Here is a 21,526-nt window from a genome sequence, read left to right on the forward strand (position 1 = left end):
GCCGTATCCGCCGACCCGTCGGCGCCGGTGCTGCTGCCGGTCGACGGCACGCTGATCGCGATCGGCGCGGCCGGCGCGCTGCTCACCGGGCCGGACGAGCGCCGTCCGGTCCGCTCGGACCGGCAGACCTTTCCCGGGGCCGGACCCGGTCACCTGCTGATGGACCACGACGGCACGGTCATCGCCATCGCCGGCGCGCCGGGCTGAGAAAGGCCGGGGACGCGGAGGGGGGTGGCGGGCGGGTAAGAGTTGTCATACTACCCGGAGTGCTAGAAGATTTCTGGCGCCACTCGACGACGAGGAAGGTGCCCACATGCGACAGATGACACTCCTGGCGGTTGCGGCGTCCACCACGTTGCTCCTCTCCGGGTGCCTGGGGCAGGAGCAGGACAGCAACGCCAATCGCAACGCGGAGGCCAAGGACGTCACCCTGACGATCACGTCGAACTCGGTGGCCGGCGGCAAGAACGCGCTGGGCGCGGCGTGGATCACCGACTGGGTCATCCCGAAGTTCGTCGAGCAGCAGAAGGCCAAGGGCGTCAACGCCACCGTCAAGTTCGACGGCATCGGCTCGGACGACAAGGAGTTCAAGACCAAGATCGCGCTGGACTTCAACACCGGCAGCGGCGGCGACGTCATGGAGATCGACGGGATCTGGCTCGGCGAGTTCGCCCAGGCGGGTCAGGTCAAGCCGCTCGACGAGCTGGTCGGCAAGGACAAAGTGGACTCCTGGGACGGCTGGGGCCAGATCCCGGACGCGGTCGAGGCGCTCGGCACGTTCGAGGGCAGGCGGTACGGCATCCCGATCGGCACCGACGGCCGGGTGCTGTTCTTCAACAAGAAGCTGTTCGCCCAGGCCGGGTTGCCGGCCGACTGGCAGCCCAAGAGCTGGGACGAGATCATCGCGGCCGGCGAGAAGCTCAAGGCGCTGCCCGGGGTGACGCCGATCCAGCTCAACGCCGGCACGGTGATGACCGAGGCGACCACCATGCAGGGCGTGCTGCCGCTGCTGGTCGGCACCGGCAAGCAGATCTACGACAACGGGAAGTGGTTGGGCGCCAGCCAGAACATCAGGGACGTGCTGGGCATGTACCAGCGGGTCTACGGCGGCGGGCTGGGCGACCCGCTGATCCAGCAGGAGGCCAAGGGGCGGGACCGGTCGTTCGCCCTGTTCGCCGAGAACAAGATCGGGATCCTGCTGGAGAGCGACTACTTCTGGCGCTCGGTGGTCGAGCCCACGAAGGGCGTGGCCAAGATGGCCGACCGCAACACCGCGGTCGGGTGGGCGCAGATCCCGGCCAGGACCCCCGGTGCGGGCGTCGGCGGCCAGGACTTCGTGAGCATGTCCGGCGGATCGATCCGGGTGATCAACCCGAAGTCCCAGTTCCCGCAGCAGGCCTGGGAGTTGCTGCAGTTCATGAACTCCTTCGAGGCGACGAAGGCCCGGCTGGCCGGCACCGCCCAGGTCACCCAGCGCGACGACGTCAACGAGGAGGTCCTGTCCGGCGACCCGATGCTCAGCTTCATCGCCACCAAGGTGCTGCCGACCACCCGGTTCCGGCCGGGGCTGGCCGACTATCCCAAGGTGTCCTCGGCGCTGCAGCAGGCAACGGCGGACGTGATCGGCGGCAAGAGCCCGGACGAGGCGGCCGCGGGCTACCAGGAGGCGCTCAAGAAGGCGGTCGGCGAGGGGAACATCGCCGGTGGCTGATCCCGGGGCCGGCGCCGCCACGGTGATCGACGCTCCGGCGAAGGTCCGGAGCGTCACCGCCGACGTCGGCGGGTTGGGCCGGGTGCGGGCGCTCGGCTTCGTCACGCCCGCGTTCGTGCTGATCGGGACGTTCCTGATCTTTCCGGCACTGTGGACGATCTACATCGGGATCACCAACTACCAGCTCACCGGGCCGAACGCGGTCGTGCCCAAGGTCGTCGGGCTGTCCAACTACCTCGAGGCGCTCGACGACGCGCTGTTCGGCAACGCGCTGTGGCTGACGCTGGTGTTCGTGATCGGCTCGGCGGTGCTCGGGCAGAACCTGCTCGGTTTCGCGCTGGCCTGGACCCTGCGCTCGGCCCGGCCGTGGCTGCGCGGGCTGGTCGAGGCGCTCGTGCTGCTGGCCTGGATCCTGCCCGGCGTGGTGGTCGCGTACCTGTGGATCGCGGTGCTGGACCGCAGCGGGGGCACGCTCAACGCGCTGCTCGGCACGCCCGGCACGGCCTGGCTGCTGCAATATCCGATGGCGTGTCTTGTCGTGTTCAACACCTGGCGGGGCACCGCGTTCTCGATGATGCTGTACAGCTCGGCGCTCGCCGCCGTGCCACCGTCCCAGTTGGAGACCGCCCGGATGGTCGGCGCGAGCCGCCTGCAGACCGTGCGGGACGTGGTGTTCCCGCACATCCGCGGGCACGTGCTGACCAACACGCTGCTGATCAGCCTGTGGACGTTCAACGATTTCACCCCGTTCCTGCTCACCGCGGGCGGACCCAACCACCGGTCCGAGACGCTGCCGATCTTCATCTACCAGCAGGCGATCGGCGGCGAGGGCAACGGCCGGCTGGGCTACGCCTCGGCCATCTCGCTGCTGTTGCTGCTGGCCAACCTGGTGGTGTCGCTGGTGTACCTGGCGTTGCTGCGTAGGAGACGCGAGCCATGAACGCGTTGGTACTGCGCCGGATCGGCTACTCGGTGTTCATGGCCGTGGTGCTCGCGTTCTTCGCGATCCCCATGCTGTGGCTGGCCAGCGCGCCGTTCGACAGCCGCCCGGGGCTGGGCCTGCGGTGGCCGGAGTGGACACTGGACAACGTCGGCGCCACGCTCGACCATCCGTACGCGCTCGGCTCGCTGGTCAACTCGGTCGTGCTGTGCGTCATCGCCACCGCGGTGACCACCGCGCTCGCGACGCTGGCCGCGTACGCGCTGTCCCGGGTGCGCATCCCCGGTCGGGATGCCTTGCTGTATCTGCTGTTGCTGCTGTCCAGTGTGGTCACCGGCACGGCGGCCATGGTGCCGATCTTCGTCATGATGTTCCAGTTGGGACTGATCAACTCCCAGTTCGGCACCGCGCTGGTGATCGCCGGCGGGATGCTGCCGGCGGCGATCTTCATCCTGAAGGACTTCGTGGACGCGGTGCCCCGGTCCTATGAGGAGTCGGCGCGGGTGTTCGGCGCGTCGCCGGGCCAGGTGCTGCTGCACGTGGTGCTTCCCGTTGCCCGGCCGGGCATCGCGACGATCCTGGTCTGGTCGTTCGTCCAGGCGTGGGGCAACTTCCTGCTGCCGTTCCTGCTGCTGCGCGACGTCGACGAGCAGCCGGCGGCCGTGCTGCTGCAGACCCTGCGCGACGAGGGCGGCAGCGCGAACCTGACGGTGATCCCGGTGTTCTCGCTGCTGTACTCGATCCCCGTGATCGTATTGTACCTGTTCGTCAGCAAGCGGTACGGGTTCCGCTTCCACGGAGGGATCAAGGCATGAAGCTTCCGGAATGCCTGGCGAGGGAGTTGGCCCACCGCGACGAGGGCAGTGAGCGGAGCTTGCGGAGCGAACCAGCCAATGCTCCTGCGGCTCCGAGGAACGAGGAGACGCAGGCTTGGCGGAGCTTGCGGAGCGAACCATTCGATGCTCCTGCGGCTCGGAGGAACGAGGAGACGCAGGCTTGGCCGAGGAACGAGATCTGCCCGAGGAGCGGTCCGGTGACCACCCGCCCAAGACGACCCACGGCCATGGCCAACATTCCCGAGCTGTGGAGTACAGTCTAGATGGCAGGCATCGAGCTGAGTGGACTGTCCACTGTGTACCCGAACGGGGTGCGGGCGGTGGACTCGCTTGACGTGCGCATCACCGACGGAGAGTTCTTCGCGCTGCTCGGTCCGTCCGGCTGCGGCAAGACCACGCTGCTGCGCACGATCGCCGGCCTGGAGGCGGCGACCGAGGGCACCGTATCGATCGGCGGGCGGGACGTCACCCGGATGGACCCGGGCCGCCGCCGGGTGGCCATGGTATTCCAGGACTACGCGCTGTTCCCGCACATGTCGGTGGCGCAGAACATCGCCTACCCGCTGCGGGTGCGGCGGGCCCCGCGGGCGCGCCAGCGGGAGGCGGCCGAGCACACGTCGGCCAGCCTGGGCCTTGCCGGGCTGCTCGACCGCCGGCCCGGTCAGCTGTCCGGCGGCCAGCAGCAGCGGGTGGCCCTGGCCAGGGCGATCGCCATGGAGGCCGACGTGCTACTGCTCGACGAGCCGTTGTCCAATTTGGACGCTCGGCTTCGGTTGGAGGCACGCACCTTCCTCAAGCGGCTGCAGCGGGAGCTGGGCCTGACCACCGTGTTCGTCACGCACGACCAGGCCGAGGCGCTCGCCCTCGCCGACCGGATCGCGGTCATGGAATCCGGGCAGATCCGCCAGCTCGGCAGCCCCAAGGAGGTGTTCCAGCGGCCCGGCAGCACGTTCGTGGCCAACTTCATCGGCTCCACCCCGATGAACCTGCTCGACGGCGTGGTGCGCGACGGCGCGGTCGAGGTGGCCGGCGCCCGCCTCACCCCGCCCGCCGGCCTGACCCTGACCGACGGCGCCCCGGTCATCGCCGGCATCCGCCCGGAGTACCTGTCCCCGGGCCCGCCCGGCGCCGAGGGCATCGCCGGCACCGTCTCGATCGTGGAGAACCTCGGCATCTCCTCCCTGGTCACCCTGGAGTGCGCCGGCGGCGTCCTGGTCGGCATGACCGTCCTCGAGCACGACGAGCCCGCCATCGGGGCCGCGGTCACCGCCGTCCCCCAACCCGGCAGGCTGCTGCTCTACGGCGGCGAGGACGGCCTCCTGCTCGGCGAGGCCGAGGTCCTGGCCGAGGCATAAGCCGGCAATTCTGTAACGGTCGGCCGGAGTGTGGTCGACTTCTCGGGCAGGGAAGGGAGAAACTGTCCGGGATGAGGCGCGTCGCCGTTGCGATCGGGATCGAAGAGTTCGATCAGCAGACGAATTTGGAGTTCGCGCCCGGGCTCGCCGGTCAGCTCGGCCAGGAGCTGACGAAGGTCGGCTACGAGGTGTCGACGATAACCCGACCCAGGCTGTCGAGCGCCGAGCTGGGATCCGCCGTCAATGCGCTTCTCACCGGGTACGGCGCCGACGATCTGGCCATCGTGCATATCGTCACGCACGGCCACCTGGCCGACGGCCAGGGAACCGTCTTCGCCCGCGGCAGCGATTGCGCCAACCATTCCGACGCCAGCATCGGGCACTGGCTGACCATGCAGCAGGAAGCCGAACGCCCGCTCGCGCTGTTCCTGCTCGATCTGTGCTCGGCGGGCACGGCGGCCCGACTTCCCTGGCAGGGCCGGCTCGAGGGCCGGGTGCGGGGTTGGGTCATCGCCGCCTGCCAGGCCGACCGGCCGGCCTACGACGGCCGGTTCACCGAGGCGGTCATCGAGGTGCTGAGCGCGTTGCGCCGCGGCGAGCTGGACGTCGACCCGAGCCTGAAATACGTGCCGGTGCCGACGGTCGCGCGGGCGATCCGCCGGGAGGTCAACCGGTTGGCGTCGATTGCTGACGCGTACGACCAGCAGGTCACCGCGAGCCTGGTGGATATCAGCGTCGACGAGGAATTGCCGTTCTTCCCGAACCCGGCGTACACCGACCACCCGCGGCCGAGGCTGCGCGCCGCCGTCGACCCGGGCACCCTGCCATTTCTCGACGATCTGGACGAGGGCCTCGACGCGCGGCATTTTCTGGAACGCGCCACCGGCCTCGGCCGGCTGACCGACGCCAATTCACCGCTGGTCGGCTGCTTCACCGGACGGGACCGGGAGCTGCGCGAGATTTCGCCGTGGCTCAACGGGCTCGGCAACAGCCCGTTGTGCGTGGTCACCGGCAGCCCGGGCTCGGGCAAGTCGGCGCTGCTCGGCGTGCTGGTGTGCGCGGCCCATCCGTTGCTGCGCGGCGAGACCGAGGCCGTCTGGAAGCGCATAGCCCAGTGGCCGCTGCCGATCGACAACCTGGCCGCGGTGCACGCCCGGCAGCGCGGGCTGGGCGCGGTGACGGCGTCGATCGTGCGGCAGCTGGGCCTGCCGGAGAACCTGACCGCCGCGGACCTGGTCCAGACCCTGAGCCGCGGCAAGGTCTCGCCGGTCATCGTGCTGGATGCGTTGGACGAAGCCGACGATCCCACCGAGATCATGACCGACCTGCTGCTGCCGCTGTTCGAGACCGCGGCGGTGCGACTGTTGATCGGCGTACGCCATTACCAGCAGTTCAAGGCGCTGTTCGACCGGGCCTGGATGGTCGACCTGGACACCGTCGAGCAGGATGTGCTTGAGGACGACCTCTACCGCTACGTCAACAGCCTGCTGCGCGCCACGGTGTACCGCCGGCAGGGCGCGGTGATCGGCGCCTTCGCGCACAGCGTGGCGAGCATCCTCGCCGCGCCGGACGAGGACGGGAGCCGAACGTGGGGGCCGTTCCTCGTCGCCGGCCTCTACACCCGGCACCTGGTCCGGGCCCACGTCGATCCACCCGTCAGCGACCCGGCCCGTGCGGCTGGGCTGGGGGAGGCGGTGCCGGTCGACCTGCCCGGCGTTCTCGAGCTGGACCTGGCGCTGCAGGACGACGAGCAGCCGTGGCTGCGCCCGGTGATGTCCGCGCTCGCCTACGCCCGCGGGGCGGGCATGCCGGTTTCCGTGCTGACGCGGGTCGCGCCCGTGTTCGCCCGGCACTCGGCCAAGCCCACCGTCGCCGAGATCCGCTCTGCCCTGTCGGCCGGAAAGTTCTACCTCCGCCAGGCCATGGACACCGATCACAGCAACGTGTACCGCCTGTTCCACCAGGGCCTCGCGGATACCCTGGCGCAGCATCCGTTCCACCATGCCGGCCAGTTCCTCGACGCGCTACTGTCCTCGTTGGGCCCACCCGACAACCGCGACTGGGACGCCGCCGAGCCCTACCTGCTGCGCCACGTCGCCGACCACGCCGCCGACGCCGACCGTCTCAAGGAGCTCGAGTCCGACCCCGGCCTGTTGCTGAACCCGAACTTCTCCCTCGCCACCGACTCCCCGGCGGGAGCCGCACTGGCCGCCAAGGCCCGCCGGTTCGTCGGCATCACCACACCGGCGAAGCTCGCACTGGCCGCCGTCCGCGCCGGACTTCCTGAATTGGCCCGTCGCGCCGCCAACCTCGCCGGACGTCCCCCGCTGACCTGGCAACCACGCTGGATCCTTGGCGAACCCAGCCCGGCGACCTATCCGGTCACGCAACCCACGGCGCAGGAACCCGATCGCTCGGTGAAGGAAGTCGCGCGGGTGCCGGTGCCCGCCGGTCCCCCGATCGATGATCCCGACCGGACCAGCGCCGTAGCGATATCGGCGGACGGCCGCCACGCGGTCGCCGTCGGTCGCCATCACGCCTTGGTGTTGTCCCAATCGGACTCCGGGTCAGTGCACTCCGACCTGTTCAACTTCGGCGGGAACGTCGTGGTGATCTCGGATGACGGCAGGCGGGTGCTCGTCGGAGGTCCGGACGGTCTGCAGACGCTGAGCGGCCCGCGGTGGGTGATCCGGGAGAGCGCACCCTTCGCCGGCAATGTCGTCGCTGTCGCCGTGGCGATCACGGGCGATGTGGGGTTGGTCAACGCCGACGGCGTGATCATGCAGTGGCATCCGGATCGGGACGATCAGTTTGTCAAGGAAACTCGGCATCGGAATGGCCTGTGGTCTGTGGTCTTCGGCGCGGCAGGAGTCATTGCGTGTTACGCCGATGCAAAACGAGAGCTGGTCGTCTTCTCCTCCGGTGAGACCGAGCGGTACAACCTGGGTTCTCCCGCATACGCTGTGACCATGACTCCGGGCGGTCGCTATGTGATCGCGGCGACCAGCCGCGGCACGATGCTCATCACTGATCGGGAGCGGATTCACCTGCCGGTTGCGCTCGGCCACCCGGTCCCGATTCGGGCGCTGGCTACCTCACCGGACGGCCACTTTATGGCCGCTGGGCGCGAGGACGGTTCAGTAGAGATATGGCGGATATGGCCTGAACTCTTTGTGACAAGGCTCGATCTGTCGAAGGCTCCTATCCGCGCGGTTGCCGTTGCTCGCCATGCCAAGCAGGTTGTCGCCGCTGACGTGGACGGTGTCGTGTACCTGGGCGACCCGACCGCCGAGCCTTCCGACCCTCGGCCGCCTATCGACGTCGCGCCACAGGTTCCGCTGGTCACCGCGTTCACGGCCGTCGATGCCCGGACCGCCGTAGTGGGTTGGCAAAACGGCTCGGTGCAGGTGTTCAACCCTCGTGAACCGGTCCTGTGTCTGGATCAGTCGCACATCGTCGGCAACAGCCGGGTCCGGCACATTGCGGCGACGGTCATCGCCGGTGAACCAGCCGTGCTAGTGTCCACACAGGACAGTCATTGGCTGTTGACGTCGACCGGTTGGTCGGACGTCTCCCGCTGGTCGCTGGCCGGCAGCCTCGCCCCGAGACCGAAAACGTCGGGGCACATCGTGATCGAGGGTCGGCTCATGGTGGTGGCGGTGACAGGCACTGGTGGGATGCGGATCGCCAACGCCGGACTGGGCGGCGACGATGTCAGAGATGTAGGCGATCATCCTGGATGCCAGGTTGTCGAGTGTGCCCATGTGAATGGGCGTCCCATGGCGTTCACGGGAGGGACCGATGGCGCCATCCGGGTGTGGGATCTGCTCGACGAGGGCCTCACCGACACGATCGAGGTCGGGCGGCCGGTGTGGCGGATCGAGGTGGTGGACGGGCACCTGCTGCTCGTCGGCGCGGGCGGCGAGCTGATCGCGTTCGAGCATGTCAGCGTGGTGCGGCGATGAGCAGGATCCTTGGGGTGCATGGGATCGGGAAGTACCGCTACCACCGTGCGGCCGGGTCGGCGGAGGGGGCGGCGGCGGCCCTTGGTGCCGAGTGGGCCGGGCACCTGGGTGATCCGCGGGTGGAGCTTGCGGTCGCGTACTACGCGCATCATCTGCACCGGGGGACGCCGCAGGGGCCGGAGGACGACCCGGCCGGGCTGGAGCCCGAGGCGCAGGAGCTGCTGGTCGAGTGGGTGGAGACGCTGCAGCCGGTGCCGTCGATCGCGCAGGGGCCGCGGACCGCGCGGGCCCGGCAGGCGGCCGACTGGCTCACCCGCAACTTCGGCGCCGCGGCGCGGGTGTTCGCGATCGCGTTCTGCCGCGAGGTGCACACCTATCTGTCCACTCCGGACTCACCGCGCCGGATGCTTGCCCGGCGGGCGGTGGCCGACGCCCTTGCCGCGCACCGGCCCACCATCGTGATCGCGCACTCGCTGGGCAGCGTCGTCGCCTACGAGACCCTGTGGGCCCATCCGGAGCACGACGTGGACCTGCTGATCACGATTGGCAGCCCGCTGGCCATGCCGGGCGTCGTGCTGCCAAGGCTGCTGCCCGGCGCCGACACCGGCGGGCGGCCGCCCCGGGTGCGCCGCTGGCTCAACATCGCCGACGTCGGCGACATCGTGGCCATCCCGCGCTCCGGGCTGGGTGCGCACTTCGCCGGGGTGGAGCGGGACATCACGACCACGATCGGCGACTGGGACTTCCACACCGCCGGCGGCTACCTGCGCTCACCCGACCTGATCAAGGCCATCGGCTAGAGCTCCACTCGGACCGCAGCACGCTGTACAGCACCTCGTCGCGCCAGGCGCCGGCGCGGAAGGTGTAGCCACGCAGCACGCCCTCCCGGGTGAAGCCGGCCTTCTCCAGGGCGCGCTGCTCGGCGTGGTTCTCCGCGTCGGTCATGGCCTGGATGCGGTTCGCCGGGGTGTTGGTGAACAGGTACCGCACGAGCTGGCGGTGCGCCTCGGTGCCGTAGCCCTGCCCGCGTAGCCGCGGCCACAGGCTGATGCCGATCTCCCAGCCGGTGTCTATCGATCCGCCGTGCGCCGGGCGCCAGGAGACGAACCCGGCGTTCTCGCCGGCTTCGGTGTCCACCATCAGGACCCAGCGGTCGCCGCCGAGCAGGCCGTTCTCCTCGAACAGGCGGCGCCACCTGCGGGGATCGGTGAACCCCTGCCAGTTGTGCACCCCGATCGACTCGGGGTCGGCGAACATGGCGTCCAGCGCGTCGAGATCGTCCTCGGTCACCGGCCGGAACCGGATCCGCGCCGTCGTCACGCCAGCGCGGCGTCGAGGGTGATCGTCGTGCCGGTCAGGGCCTTGGACACCGGGCAGTTCTGCTTGGCGGTCTCGGCCGCGGCGACGAAGGCGTCGTTGTCGACGCCGGGCACCGTGGCGCGCACGGTGAGGTGGATGCCGGTGATCCCCTCGCCGGGCTGGAACGTCACGTCCGCCTTGGTGTCCATGGACTCCGGCGGGGTGCCCGCACCGGCGAGGCCGTGCGAGAGGGCCATCGAGAAGCAGCTCGCGTGCGCGGCGGCGATGAGCTCCTCCGGGCTGGTCCGGCCCTCCGGCTTCTCCGCGCGCGACGCCCAGGTGACGTCGTACCGGCCGAGGTTGGAGGAGTCGAGCGACACGGTTCCGGCGCCCTCCAGGAGCGAGCCCTCCCAGTGCGCGTTCGCGGTACGTGTGGTTGCCATGGGCAGATCACATCAGACCGGGTCGTCGTCGAGCACCGCGGGGTGGGCCGGATCGTCCACCCGGACCCCGGTGTCGGCGGTGAGCAGCGGGCGCACCTCGGCGTCGTAGCGGGCGTACGCCGGCAGCGCCCACGCCTGTTCGTCCGGAGTCCGCCGGGCCAGCGCCGACGCCGACATCCACAGGTGCACGGTGTGGTCGACGGCCAGCCCCCGGCCGAGCAGCAGCTCCCCGTCGAGCACCAGCACGCCGCCGGGCGCCAGCGCCACGTAGTCGGCCCGGGTGGCGCGGTCGGTCCCGGCGTTCCACAGCGAGGGCAGCACCCGGCCGGTGCCGCCGGGCCCGAGCGGCTCGAGCACCTCGCGGGCCAGGCCGCCGGCGTCGAGCCAGTCCTCGTAGCGGGCGTCGGGGTCCCGCTTGCCGCGCTCGAACCGCAGCGACGCCGGCCGCAGGAAGTCGCCCGCCGACACCCGCTGCACCGGCCGGCCGAGCACCCGCAGCCGCTCGGCCAGCGCGTCGGCCAGCCGGCCGGGCTCGGCCGGCGGCGCCCCGTCCACGGCGACCCGGATCCACGGCTCGGCACGGCGCGCGAGATGATCGGCCAGGTCGTCGACGAGCGCCTTGAGCGAGGTTGGCCGGAACCGCATGATCCTCAGTGTGTCAGCCGGAAATTTGTCCGCCCCCCGTCGTAGGGTGATGCCTCGTGGCGGCTGACTCCTTCGTTCATCTCCATGTGCACACCGAGTACTCGATGCTCGATGGCGCCGCCAAGGTCGCGCCGCTGTTCGCCGAGGCGCAACGGCTCGGCATGCCCGCGGTGGCCATGACCGACCACGGCAACATGTACGGGGCCGACGAGTTCTACCAGACGGCCAGGAAGTTCGGCATCAAGCCGATCATCGGCATCGAGGCCTACCTCGCGCCGACCAGCCGTTTCCACAAGAAGCCGGTGTTCTGGGGGGAGGCCAAGCAGCGCGGCACCGACGAGTTCGGCGAGGGCGGCGACGTCTCCGGCGGCGGCGCCTACACCCACATGACCATGCTGGCCGCCGACGCGACCGGCCTGCGCAACCTGTTCACGCTGTCCTCGCTGGCCAGCTTCCAGGGCTACTACTACAAGCCGAGGATGGACCGGGAGCTGATCGCCGAGCACGCCCAGGGGATCATCGCCACCACCGGCTGCCCGTCCGGCGAGGTGCAGACCAGGCTGCGGTTGGGCCAGGCCGCCGAGGCGCTGCAGGCGGCCTCGGACTACCGGGACATCTTCGGCCACGGCAACTTCTACCTCGAGCTGATGGACCACGGGCTGCCGATCGAGCGCTCGGTGCGCGAGGGGCTGCTCGACATCGGCCGCAAGCTCGGCCTGACCCCGCTGGCCACCAACGACTCGCACTACGTCACCCGGGACCAGGCGGCCAACCACGCGGCGCTGCTGTGCGTGCAGTCCGGCAAGACCCTGTCCGACCCGAACCGGTTCAAGTTCGACGGCGACGGCTACTACCTCAAGTCCGCCGCGGAGATGCGCGAGTACTGGGACGCCGAGGTCCCCGGCGCGGCCGACGCCACGCTGCTGGTGGCCGAGCGGGTCGAGTCCTACGAGGAGGTCTACACCCACGTCGACCGGATGCCGATGTTCGACGTGCCCGAGGGGGAGACCCAGGCGAGCTGGCTGCACAAGGAGGTCATGGCCGGGCTGCGCCGCCGGTTCCCGGACGGGATCCCGGACGGCTACGTCGAGCGGGCCGAGTTCGAGCTCGGCGTGATCAACCAGAAGGGCTACCCGGCGTACTTCCTCGTGGTCGCCGACCTGGTCAACTACGCCAAGAAGGTCGGCATCCGGGTGGGGCCGGGCCGCGGCTCGGCGGCCGGCTCGCTGGTGGCCTACGCGCTGGGCATCACCAACCTCGACCCGATCCCGCACGGCCTGCTGTTCGAGCGGTTCCTCAACCCCGAGCGCCCGTCCATGCCCGACGTCGACATCGACTTCGACGACCGCCGGCGCGGCGAGATGGTCCGCTACGCAACCGAGAAGTACGGCGCCGACAAGGTGGCCCAGGTCATCACGTTCGGCACGATCAAGACCAAGGCCGCGATCAAGGACGCCGCCCGCGTGCTGCACGGCCAGCCCGGGTTCGCCATCGCCGACCGGATCTCCAAGGCGCTGCCGCCGCCGATCATGGCCAAGGACATCCCGCTGTCCGGCATCGTCGACCCGACCCACGAGCGGTACGGCGAGGCGGCCGAGGTGCGCACGCTGATCGAGACCGACCAGGAGGTCGGCAAGATCTTCGAGACCGCGCGCGGCCTCGAGGGGCTGATCCGCAACGCCGGTGTGCACGCCTGCGCGGTGATCATGTCCTCGGAACCGCTGATGCAGTCGATCCCGTTGTGGCAGCGCGACGACGGCTCGGTCATCACCGGCTGGGACTACCCGTCCTGCGAGGCCATCGGCCTGTTGAAGATGGACTTCCTCGGCCTGCGCAACCTGACGGTCATCGGCGACGCGATCGACAACATCCGGGCCAACCGCAGCGCCGACATCGACCTTGACACGCTGGCGCTTGACGACCCGGCGACGTACCAGCTGCTCGGCCGCGGCGACACGCTCGGCGTGTTCCAGTTGGACGGCGGCGCCATGCGCGACCTGCTCCGCCGCATGCAGCCCACCAGCTTCGACGACATCGTGGCCGTGCTGGCGCTGTACCGGCCCGGCCCGATGGGCATGAACGCCCACAACGACTACGCCGACCGCAAGAACAACCGGCAGAAGATCACGCCGATCCACCCCGAGCTCGAGGAGCCGCTGCGCGACATCCTGGCCGAGACCTACGGCCTGATCGTCTACCAGGAACAGATCATGCGCATCGCGCAGAAGGTCGCCGGCTACTCCATGGGCCGCGCCGACGTGCTGCGCAAGGCCATGGGCAAGAAGAAGAAGGAGGTCCTCGAGAAGGAGTACGAGGGCTTCCACGAGGGCATGCGGGCCAACGGCTTCTCCGACGCGGCCATCAAGGCGTTGTGGGACACGATCCTCCCGTTCGCCGGGTACGCGTTCAACAAGTCCCACGCGGCCGGCTACGGCCTGGTCTCCTACTGGACCGCCTACCTCAAGGCCAACTACCCGTCGGAGTACATGGCGGCGCTGCTCACCTCGGTGGCGGACAACAAGGACAAGTCCGCGGTCTACCTGTCCGAGTGCCGCCGGTCGGGCATCAAGGTGCTGCCGCCCGACATCAACGAGTCCGGCCTGCGGTTCGCCGCCGTCGGCACCGACATCCGGTTCGGCCTCGGCGCGATCCGCAACGTCGGCGCCAACGTGGTCGAGGCGATCATCGACACCCGCAAGCGCAAGGGCCCGTACGCGTCGTTCACCGACTTCCTGGACAAGAGCGAGCTGGTCTGCTGCAACAAGCGGGTCATCGAGTCGCTGATCAAGGCCGGCGCCTTCGACTCGCTCGGGCACTCCCGGCTGTCGTTGATCCAGGTGCACGAGGAGGCGGTCGACGCGGTCGTCGGCCTCAAGCGCCAGGAGGCGATGGGCCAGTTCGACCTGTTCGGCGGCGCCGACGACGACGCGCCCGCGGTCGACGCCTCCCCGCTGTCGCACCTCAAGCTGTCCGCCGAGGAGTGGCCGCGCAAGCAGCTGCTCGGCTACGAGCGCGAGATGCTGGGCCTCTACGTCTCCGCCCATCCCCTGGACGGCGCCGAGCGGATGCTGCGCAAGCACGCCCCCAAGCCCATCGCCGAGATCCTGGCCGACCCGCCCAAGGAGGGCGAGATCGTGCTGTCCGGCATGATCTCCGCGCTTGAGCGCCGGGTGAACAAGCAGGGCGAGCCATGGGCCATCTGCACCATCGAGGACCTGGACGCCTCCATCGAGGTCCTGTTCTTCCCCAAGTCCTACTCGGTGCTGTCCGCCGACCTCGTCGAGGACGCCGCCGTCGCCGTCAAGGGCCGGGTCAACTGGCGCGAGGACAAGATGTCGGTGTTCGGCTCCGGCCTCATCCCGCTGGACATCAGCGACGCCGAGCACAACCCCGGCCTGGCGCCGCCGTTCGTCCTGCTGTGCAACCCCACCAAGCTCACCGACGACGTGGTCGGCGAGCTCAAGCACACCCTGGCCGCCCACCGCGGCGACACCCCGGTCCACCTTCGCTTCGCGCACAAGGAGAACGGCGTCACCCTCGCCCTTGACGACTACCCGATCAAGGTCACCCCCGCCTTCCTCGGCGAGATCAAGGCCATCCCCGGCATCACCGTGGACGCATGACGGTGCGCTCCCGGGCGGTCCTGGCCGCCGTGGCCTGTGTCGTGCTGCTCGCCTCCGCCTGCGAGGACCGCGTCGCGCCGCCAACGCCCGCCCAGCCCGCGTCCACGGCTCCGCCCGCCTCCGACCCGCGGACCAGGCTCGCCCGGCAGCTCGCGCCCGCGGTCTGGCTCGCCGAGAACGAGCGGAACTTCCCGATGGACGCCAGCCGGTTCATCGCCAACTCCGATCTCTGGTTCGACCACGGGGACGGGTGCGCCGACGACGAGCCCGTCGCCAGGGAGGTCAGCGAGCGCGGGTTGGCCGGCGACGAGTACCGCCACCCGGGGTCCGTGCCGCCGACCCTGGCGCGCCCGCACGCCACCGTGCGCTGCCAGCATGACGAGCGGGGTCCGCACTACCAGCCGAACACCAGCGACCAGGAACCGGGCACCGGCAAGGGTTTCTACCTCGACCTCGACGACGCCCAGCGCCGCGGCGACGGTCCGAACGCCCCGGTGTACTGGCAGTTCGTCGGCGAGGACGGCGGCGCAGGCGCGTTCGTGTACTGGCTGTTCTACGGCTACAACGACTTCGACATCAACAATCACGAGGGGGACTGGGAGCGCGTCGCCGTCCGGGTCGACGGCGAGCGGCCGACCGGCGTGACCTTCTGGCGGCACAACGAGCCCTCGTGCTCCCTGCCGTGGGAACGCGTGGAAAAGGCGGGGAACCGCCCGGTGACCTACTCGGCGAGCGGCTCACACGGGTCGTATCACCGACAGGGCACGTTCCCCCTGGCCACCGCCCTCATCGCCGACGACACCTCCCCGGGAACCCCGTGGCACACCTGGGACAACCTGCGCGCGGTCGAGAAGGAGCCGTGGTGGGGCTACCGCGGGCTGTGGGGGGTGACCGGACCGGAAGGCTTCTCCGGGCCCGCCGGCCCCAACCCCGATCGCCACGACAAGATCCGGTCCGACGCGCTGACCTCGCTACCGTGCGCCATCGATCCCCGCTTCATCGGCACCTGGGTCACCAGGGAGCCGGTCAACCAGCCGACCTCGGACAAGGTCTACCACGCCCGGCTCACCCTGCGGGACGGCGCGATCGGCGACACCGTCGGCTCCTCGTTCTACCCGGGGCTGGAATGCTCGGGCCCGCTCACCCTGATCGAGAGCGCCGCGGACAAGCTCGTCGTGCGCGAGAAGATCGACTCCGAGCCCAAGCATCCGTGCGTCGACGAGGTCACGATCACGCTGACCCTGTCCGGCGACACGCTGCTCTACAGCTTCACCGACCCCGGCACGGGCACCGGCACCGCCACCCTGTTCCGGGAGTAGCGCTCAGTTCTGGACGATGATCGTGCCGCCGGTGGCCACCGTGGACTCGGACGCCGGCGTGACCATGAGCGCGTACTCGATCGCGGTCGCGAGCAGCGCAATGGTCGCGGCGATCGTGGCGAGGCGACGGCGAAGGGTCATGCCGCACACGCTATCGCCGTGCGTGTCCCGGCGGGAATCCGCTGACCGGCTCAACAACTGACCTCACGAGATCGGTGCCCGCTCGAGAAAGTGTTTGGCGGGGCGAGACATCGGGCGCGGGTTCGTGTCAGAGTGGCATGGGAACGTCACCGGGAGTAAGGGAAGCCCATGCCGGGTATCGGCACGACCCCGTCAATGATCTGGACCGAGGACTTCATCCGGGATCCGTATACGCTGCACCGCCGATTGCGCGAGGAGGCGCCGGTCTGCGAGGTGATCATGCCGCGCGGGCTGAAGGTGTGGCTCGTGACGCGCTACGCCGACGCCCGGGACGTGCTCGCGGATCCCTCGCTGCGCAAGGACATGCGGCAGGCACGCGACCTGCTTGAGCGGCACAGCACGGCGGCCGGCGCCGGCGCGGAGTTCTCCCAGGATCTCGCCGCGCACATGCTCAACAGCGACCCGCCGGACCACACCCGGCTGCGCCGGCTCGTCGCCAAGGCGTTCACCATGCGCCGGGTCGAGCTGATGCGGCCGAGGATCGAGCAGATCACCGACGACCTGCTGGCCGACTTCGCCGGGCGGGACCGGGTGGACCTGGTCGACGACTTCGCGTTTCCGCTGCCGGTCACGGTGATCTGCGAGCTGCTCGGCGTCCCGTACGACGACCGCGACGACTTCCGCAAGTGGTCGAACGCGATGCTGTCGGCCGACGGGGTTCCGGTGATCTCCGAGGCGATCCAGGCCATGGCGGCGTACCTGTTCACGTTGATCGGCAACAAGCGCGCCGAGCCCGCCGACGACATGCTCACCGCCCTGATCCACGTGCGCGACGAGGCCGACGACCGGCTCACCGAGCTCGAGCTGGTGTCCATGGCCTTCCTGCTGCTGGTCGCCGGGCACGAGACGACGGTGAACCTGATCGCCAACGGCGTGCTGTCGCTGCTGCGCAACCCCGACCAGCTCGCCGCGCTGCGCGCCGACCCGACCCTGCTGCCCGGCGCCGTGGAGGAGTTCCTCCGCTACGAGAGCCCGGTCAAGGACGCGACCCTGCGCTACACCACCGCGCCGATCCGGGTCGGCGGGGTGGACATCCCGGCCGGCGAGTTCCTGCTGGTCTCGCTGAGCGCGGCGAACCGTGACGGCGACCGGTTCGCCGACCCCGACCGGCTGGACGTCACCCGGGATGCGTCTGGCCACTTGGCTTTTGGTCACGGTGTGCACTTCTGTCTCGGTGCGCCGTTGGCCCGGCTGGAGGGCCAGATCGCCATCGGTCGTCTGCTGGGCCGCTTCCCGGACCTGGCCCTCGCCACGGATCCGGCCGCCCTGCGCTGGCGCAACAGCACCCTGTTGCGCGGCCTGGAGCATCTCCCCGTCCGGCTGCGCTGAGCGCGGCGAACCGTGACGGTGGCCGGTTCGCCGACCCGGACCGGCTGGACGTCACCCGGGATGCGTCTGGCCACTTGGCTTTTGGTCACGGTGTGCACTTCTGTCTCGGTGCGCCGTTGGCCCGGCTGGAGGGCCAGATCGCCATCGGTCGTCTGCTGGATCGCTTCCCGGACCTGGCCCTCGCCACGGATCCGGCCGCCCTGCGCTGGCGCAACAGCACCCTGTTGCGCGGCCTGGAGCATCTCCCCGTCCGGCTGCGCTGAGCGCGGCGAATCGAGGAGGAGTGCGGCTCGGCCCCGACCTTGCGTCGGTAGCCTTCCGGCGTGGAGGCCGAGGAGTTGATCGCGCTCGACCGGGCGCACGTGTGGCATCCGTACGGGCCGATGCCGGGCAGGGTGGACCCGCTGGTGGTCGAGTCGGCGCGGGGGGTGCGGCTGCGGCTGGTCGACGGGCGGGAGCTGATCGACGGGATGTCGTCGTGGTGGGCGGCCATCCACGGGTACCGCAATCCCGTGCTGGACAAGGCGTTGCTGGACCAGGCGGGGCGGATGAGCCACGTGATGTTCGGCGGGCTGACCCATGAGCCGGCGGTGCGGCTGGCCGCGCGGCTGGTGGAGATCACCCCGGAGCCGCTGCGGCACGTGTTCCTGTGCGACTCCGGCTCGGTGTCGGTCGAGGTCGCGATCAAGATGTGCCTGCAGTACTGGCGCTCGACCGGCCGGCCCGCCAAGACCCGGCTGCTCACCTGGCGCGGCGGGTACCACGGCGACACGTTCCACCCGATGAGCGTCTGCGACCCCGAGGGCGGCATGCACGGCCTGTGGCAGGGGATCCTGCCCGAGCAGGTGTTCGCCGCCGCGCCCCCGGCGGGCTTCGACGCGGCCGTTGACCACGACTACGTGGCGCACCTGGCCGGGCTGATCGAGCGGCACGCCGACGAGCTGGCCGCGGTGATCGTCGAGCCGGTCGTGCAGGGCGCCGGGGGGATGCGCTTCCACAACCCGCGCTATCTGCACGTGCTGCGCGAGCTGACCCTGGCCCACGACGTGCTGCTGATCTTCGACGAGATCGCCACCGGGTTCGGCCGGACCGGCGAGCTGTTCGCGGCCGATCATGCCGCGGTCAGCCCGGACGTGATGTGCCTCGGCAAGTCGATGACCGGCGGCTACCTGACGATGGCCGCGGCGCTGTGCACGGCCGGGGTCGCCGAGGGCATCTCCTCCGGCACGGTGCCGGTGCTCGCCCACGGGCCCACCTACATGGGCAACCCGCTGGCCGCGGCCGTGTCGCTGGCGTCGGTCGACCTGCTGCGCGGCCAGGGCTGGCGCGCGGCGGTCAAGCGGATCGAGGCGGAGCTGGCCGAGGGGCTCGCCCCGGCGGCGGAGCTCCCCGGCGTGGCCGACGTCCGGGTGCTCGGCGCGATCGGCGTCGTGCAGCTTGATCATCAGGTGGACCTGGCCGCGGCGACGCGGGCGGCGGTCGAGGCCGGCGTTTGGCTTCGCCCGTTCCGCGACCTCATTTACACAATGCCGCCGTATATCTGTGAATATGGGGATGTCCGGTCGATTGCCCGAGCCGTTCTGGCCGCCGCCACTGTCGGCTAAATGGCATTTGGTAATGAGTGTGTCGGCGTCATAACTCGGACCGACCGGATTAGCGTCAGGTCGACGCGGCGCTCCGGTCGCCGAGTGCGCTCGCCAGATCCGCGTCGGTGGGCTCTACCAGCACAGCACCGTCCGGCAGCACCACAACGGGAATGTTTCTGCGCCCCTTGGCCAACTCGATCGCGCGATCGCGCGCGTCCGCGTCGTGTTCCACGTCGATGTCGGTGAAAGGCACGTTGTTGGTGCGCAGCCACGCCTTGGTCTGCCGGCAGTCCCCGCACCAGTCCGCGCCGAAGACGACGACGTTGTTATTACTCCCGCCTCCTCGCACGGCTCGAACAATACCGATTGTGGACCTGTCGTGGTTGCTGCAATCGGGTGGGACTAGCCTGACGCAGCGTGAGTGTCGTCGTGCTCACCGGTACGGGTACCGGGGTAGGTAAGACCGTGGTCGCCGCGGCCGTCGCGGCGCTGGCGCTCGACGTCCGGCAGCGGGTCGCCGTGCTCAAGCCCGCGCAGACCGGCGTGGGCCCCGACGACCCTGGCGACCTCGCCGAGATCGAGCGGCTGGCCGGCCCGATCACCGCGCGCGAGCTGGCCCGTTTCCCCGATCCGCTGGCCCCGGCCACGGCCGCCCGGCGGGCCGGCACCGCACCCGTGCACCCCTCGCAGGCCGCCGCGGCCGCCGTCGAGCTGAACCGCACCCACGACCTGGTGATCGTCGAGGGCGCCGGCGGGCTGCTGGTGCGGTTCGACGACGACGGCGGCACCGTGGCCGACGTCGCCTGGGCGCTCGGCGTGCCCGTGCTGATCGTCGCCGAGGCCGGCCTCGGCACCCTCAACGCCACCGCGCTGACCGCGGAAGCCTTGCAGCGCAGGGGAATCACCTGCGCCGGCGTGGTCATCGGGGCCTGGCCGGCCGAGCCCGACCTGGCCGCCCGGTGCAACCTCGAGGACCTGCCGGTGGCCGCCAACGCGCAGCTGCTCGGCGCGCTGCCCGCGGGCGCGTCGGCGCTGAGCCGCCCGGAGTTCCTCGCCACCGCCCGCCGGTCGCTTGCGCCGTCCCTCGGCGGCGAGTTCGACGCCAAGGGCTTCGCCGCGCAGCAGCTCAGCGCCGCCGGCTGAGCGGACTCCAGGCCGATTCGATCGACAGTGAGCGAGGTCTCGATCCGGTTCGGAGCCCGTGCGGCAGACTGGCCCCGAGCAGCCAGCACTTCGGATGGAGGCAATAGTGACCCTCGCCGCTCAGCGCACCGACGACCCGGTTCTCGCCACCGCCCGCGAGCAGGTGCTCGAGCGCGGTGTCGGACTGGACGAGGCGCAGGTGCTGCAGGTGCTGCGGCTCGGCGACGACCGGCTGCCCGAGCTGCTCGCGCTCGCCCACGAGGTGCGGATGCGTTGGTGCGGCCCGGAGGTCGAGGTCGAGGGCATCGTCAGCCTGAAGACCGGCGGATGCCCGGAGGACTGCCACTTCTGCTCGCAGTCCGGCCGGTTCCCCACGCCGGTCCGCTCGGCCTGGCTGGACATTCCCGGCCTGGTCGAGGCGGCAAGGCAGACCGCGGCGACCGGGGCCACCGAGTTCTGCATCGTGGCCGCCGTCCGCGGGCCGGACGCCCGGCTGCTGTCCCAGGTGCGCGACGGCATCGAGGCGATCAAGGCGGCCGGCATCGAGATCCAGATCGCCTGCTCGCTCGGCATGCTCACCCAGGAGCAGGTCGACGAGCTGGTCGCGATGGGCGTGCACCGGTACAACCACAACCTGGAGACCGCCCGCTCGCACTTCCCGAACGTGGTCACCACGCACACCTGGGAGGAGCGCTGGGAGACCCTGCGGATGGTGCGCGACGCCGGCATGGAGGTCTGCTGCGGCGGCATCGTCGGCATGGGCGAGACGATCGAGCAGCGCGCCGAGTTCGCCGTCCAGCTCGCCGCGCTCGACCCGCACGAGGTGCCGCTGAACTTCCTGATCCCGCAGCCCGGCACCCCGTACGAGAGCTACCCCGTCGTCGAGGGCAAGGACGCCCTGCGCACGGTCGCCGCGTTCCGCCTTGCCATGCCCCGCACGATGCTGCGCTTCGCCGGCGGCCGCGAGCTGACCCTCGGCGACCTGGGCGCCGAGCGGGGCATGCTCGGCGGGGTCAACGCGATCATCGTCGGCAACTACCTGACCAACCTGGGCCGCCCTGCCCAGCAGGACCTCGACATGCTCGCCGACCTCAAGATGCCGATCAAGGCCCTCAGCGACACCCTGTAAGA

18 protein-coding genes and 1 pseudogene are annotated in these 21,526 nt (G+C 70.2%); 14 read left to right on the forward strand and 5 right to left on the reverse strand.

The features are described 5' to 3' along the window. The 7 genes from VGX25_RS18155 to VGX25_RS18185 all read left to right on the forward strand — a co-directional run. A partial coding sequence (locus VGX25_RS18155; RefSeq protein WP_326919000.1) for a hypothetical protein occupies window positions 1-207 on the forward strand: 207 nt, incomplete at its 5' end. A 106-nt stretch (window positions 208-313) separates the two neighbouring features. After that, window positions 314-1,711 (forward strand): extracellular solute-binding protein, encoded by a 1,398-nt coding sequence (locus VGX25_RS18160; protein WP_326919001.1) that lies wholly within the window; start codon window positions 314-316, stop codon window positions 1,709-1,711. Next, the gene (locus VGX25_RS18165; RefSeq protein WP_326919002.1) at window positions 1,704-2,651 is read left to right on the forward strand and encodes a sugar ABC transporter permease; all 948 of its coding nucleotides are present in this window, start codon (window positions 1,704-1,706) and stop codon (window positions 2,649-2,651) included. The genes VGX25_RS18160 and VGX25_RS18165 overlap by 8 nt, the downstream gene beginning before the upstream one ends. Next, window positions 2,648-3,466 carry a carbohydrate ABC transporter permease gene (locus VGX25_RS18170; protein ID WP_326919003.1) on the forward strand — a complete coding sequence of 273 codons (819 nt, stop codon included), beginning with the start codon at window positions 2,648-2,650 and terminating at the stop codon, window positions 3,464-3,466. Before VGX25_RS18165 ends, VGX25_RS18170 begins: the two co-directional genes overlap by 4 nt. A 284-nt stretch (window positions 3,467-3,750) precedes the next feature. Continuing rightward, complete coding sequence (locus VGX25_RS18175) at window positions 3,751-4,842, forward strand: ABC transporter ATP-binding protein (RefSeq protein ID WP_326919004.1); 1,092 nt, start codon at window positions 3,751-3,753, stop codon at window positions 4,840-4,842. A gap of 392 nt (window positions 4,843-5,234) precedes the next feature. Beyond that, a complete protein-coding gene (locus VGX25_RS18180; RefSeq protein WP_326919023.1) occupies window positions 5,235-8,807 on the forward strand; it encodes an AAA family ATPase in 3,573 nt (1,190 codons plus the stop codon). Further along, the gene (locus tag VGX25_RS18185) at window positions 8,804-9,607 is read left to right on the forward strand and encodes a serine peptidase (protein WP_326919005.1); all 804 of its coding nucleotides are present in this window, start codon (window positions 8,804-8,806) and stop codon (window positions 9,605-9,607) included. The genes VGX25_RS18180 and VGX25_RS18185 overlap by 4 nt, the downstream gene beginning before the upstream one ends. Here VGX25_RS18185 and VGX25_RS18190 read toward each other — a convergent pair. Genes VGX25_RS18190 through VGX25_RS18200 form a run of 3 tightly spaced genes read right to left on the reverse strand, consistent with a single transcriptional unit; the run spans window position 9,591 to window position 11,194 of the window. After that, window positions 9,591-10,127, reverse strand: coding sequence for a GNAT family protein (locus VGX25_RS18190; protein WP_326919006.1), 537 nt, complete (start codon window positions 10,125-10,127; stop codon window positions 9,591-9,593). The two genes, VGX25_RS18185 and VGX25_RS18190, sit on opposite strands and share 17 nt — an antisense overlap. Continuing rightward, complete coding sequence (locus tag VGX25_RS18195) at window positions 10,124-10,549, reverse strand: OsmC family protein (protein ID WP_326919007.1); 426 nt, start codon at window positions 10,547-10,549, stop codon at window positions 10,124-10,126. The genes VGX25_RS18190 and VGX25_RS18195 overlap by 4 nt, the downstream gene beginning before the upstream one ends. Before the next feature lie 12 nt (window positions 10,550-10,561). Next, entirely contained in the window at window positions 10,562-11,194 is a 633-nt protein-coding gene (locus VGX25_RS18200; protein ID WP_326919008.1) for a uridine kinase, read from the reverse strand. Between the two features lie 56 nt (window positions 11,195-11,250). Here VGX25_RS18200 and dnaE point away from each other — a divergent pair, with 56 nt between their 5' ends. Both dnaE and VGX25_RS18210 read left to right on the forward strand, forming a co-directional pair. Then, window positions 11,251-14,817, forward strand: a complete 3,567-nt coding sequence (dnaE, locus tag VGX25_RS18205; protein WP_326919009.1) for a DNA polymerase III subunit alpha — start codon at window positions 11,251-11,253, stop codon at window positions 14,815-14,817. Then, window positions 14,814-16,136, forward strand: coding sequence for a hypothetical protein (locus VGX25_RS18210; protein ID WP_326919010.1), 1,323 nt, complete (start codon window positions 14,814-14,816; stop codon window positions 16,134-16,136). Before dnaE ends, VGX25_RS18210 begins: the two co-directional genes overlap by 4 nt. Before the next feature lie 3 nt (window positions 16,137-16,139). On the opposite strand, the gene VGX25_RS18215 is transcribed toward VGX25_RS18210, so the two are convergent. Further along, the gene (locus VGX25_RS18215; protein ID WP_326919011.1) at window positions 16,140-16,277 is read right to left on the reverse strand and encodes a hypothetical protein; all 138 of its coding nucleotides are present in this window, start codon (window positions 16,275-16,277) and stop codon (window positions 16,140-16,142) included. Window positions 16,278-16,472: 195 nt separating this feature from the next. Between VGX25_RS18215 and VGX25_RS18220 the strand changes: the two genes are divergently transcribed. From VGX25_RS18220 to VGX25_RS18230, 3 genes and pseudogenes are all read left to right on the forward strand, one after another. Further along, window positions 16,473-17,666, forward strand: a complete 1,194-nt coding sequence (locus tag VGX25_RS18220) for a cytochrome P450 (protein WP_326919012.1) — start codon at window positions 16,473-16,475, stop codon at window positions 17,664-17,666. Then, window positions 17,660-17,929 (forward strand): annotated as a pseudogene (locus VGX25_RS18225) (cytochrome P450); the annotation flags it as partial. The gene VGX25_RS18220 and the pseudogene VGX25_RS18225, both read left to right, overlap by 7 nt. A gap of 60 nt (window positions 17,930-17,989) precedes the next feature. After that, the gene (locus tag VGX25_RS18230; protein ID WP_326919013.1) at window positions 17,990-19,270 is read left to right on the forward strand and encodes an adenosylmethionine--8-amino-7-oxononanoate transaminase; all 1,281 of its coding nucleotides are present in this window, start codon (window positions 17,990-17,992) and stop codon (window positions 19,268-19,270) included. Between the two features lie 55 nt (window positions 19,271-19,325). Here the strand turns inward: VGX25_RS18230 and VGX25_RS18235 are convergent, their stop codons facing one another. Beyond that, window positions 19,326-19,601, reverse strand: coding sequence for a glutaredoxin family protein (locus VGX25_RS18235; protein ID WP_326919014.1), 276 nt, complete (start codon window positions 19,599-19,601; stop codon window positions 19,326-19,328). A 68-nt stretch (window positions 19,602-19,669) separates the two neighbouring features. On the opposite strand from VGX25_RS18235, the gene bioD reads away from it, so the two are divergent. Both bioD and bioB read left to right on the forward strand, forming a co-directional pair. Continuing rightward, window positions 19,670-20,395 (forward strand): dethiobiotin synthase, encoded by a 726-nt coding sequence (bioD, locus tag VGX25_RS18240; RefSeq protein ID WP_326919015.1) that lies wholly within the window; start codon window positions 19,670-19,672, stop codon window positions 20,393-20,395. 94 nt (window positions 20,396-20,489) lie between these two features. Beyond that, entirely contained in the window at window positions 20,490-21,524 is a 1,035-nt protein-coding gene (gene bioB / locus VGX25_RS18245; protein ID WP_326919016.1) for a biotin synthase BioB, read from the forward strand. Window positions 21,525-21,526: the final 2 nt, after the last annotated feature.

The sequence above is a fragment of the Actinophytocola sp. genome (assembly GCF_035942955.1).
Classification (GTDB): Bacteria; Actinomycetota; Actinomycetes; order Mycobacteriales; family Pseudonocardiaceae; genus DASYTH01.

What these genes read in the sequence shown, in the direction of transcription:
- VGX25_RS18160 (WP_326919001.1), top strand. Translation starts at nt 314, where the DNA reads ATGCGACAGATGACACTCCTGGCGGTTGCGGCGTCCACCACGTTGCTC.
- VGX25_RS18170 (WP_326919003.1), top strand. Translation starts at nt 2,648, where the DNA reads ATGAACGCGTTGGTACTGCGCCGGATCGGCTACTCGGTGTTCATGGCC.
- VGX25_RS18175 (WP_326919004.1), top strand. Translation starts at nt 3,751, where the DNA reads ATGGCAGGCATCGAGCTGAGTGGACTGTCCACTGTGTACCCGAACGGG.
- VGX25_RS18180 (WP_326919023.1), top strand. Translation starts at nt 5,235, where the DNA reads ATGCAGCAGGAAGCCGAACGCCCGCTCGCGCTGTTCCTGCTCGATCTG.
- VGX25_RS18185 (WP_326919005.1), top strand. Translation starts at nt 8,804, where the DNA reads ATGAGCAGGATCCTTGGGGTGCATGGGATCGGGAAGTACCGCTACCAC.
- VGX25_RS18195 (WP_326919007.1), bottom strand. Translation starts at nt 10,549, where the DNA reads ATGGCAACCACACGTACCGCGAACGCGCACTGGGAGGGCTCGCTCCTG.
- VGX25_RS18200 (WP_326919008.1), bottom strand. Translation starts at nt 11,194, where the DNA reads ATGCGGTTCCGGCCAACCTCGCTCAAGGCGCTCGTCGACGACCTGGCC.
- VGX25_RS18210 (WP_326919010.1), top strand. Translation starts at nt 14,814, where the DNA reads ATGACGGTGCGCTCCCGGGCGGTCCTGGCCGCCGTGGCCTGTGTCGTG.
- VGX25_RS18215 (WP_326919011.1), bottom strand. Translation starts at nt 16,277, where the DNA reads ATGACCCTTCGCCGTCGCCTCGCCACGATCGCCGCGACCATTGCGCTG.
- VGX25_RS18220 (WP_326919012.1), top strand. Translation starts at nt 16,473, where the DNA reads ATGATCTGGACCGAGGACTTCATCCGGGATCCGTATACGCTGCACCGC.
- bioB (WP_326919016.1), top strand. Translation starts at nt 20,490, where the DNA reads ATGGAGGCAATAGTGACCCTCGCCGCTCAGCGCACCGACGACCCGGTT.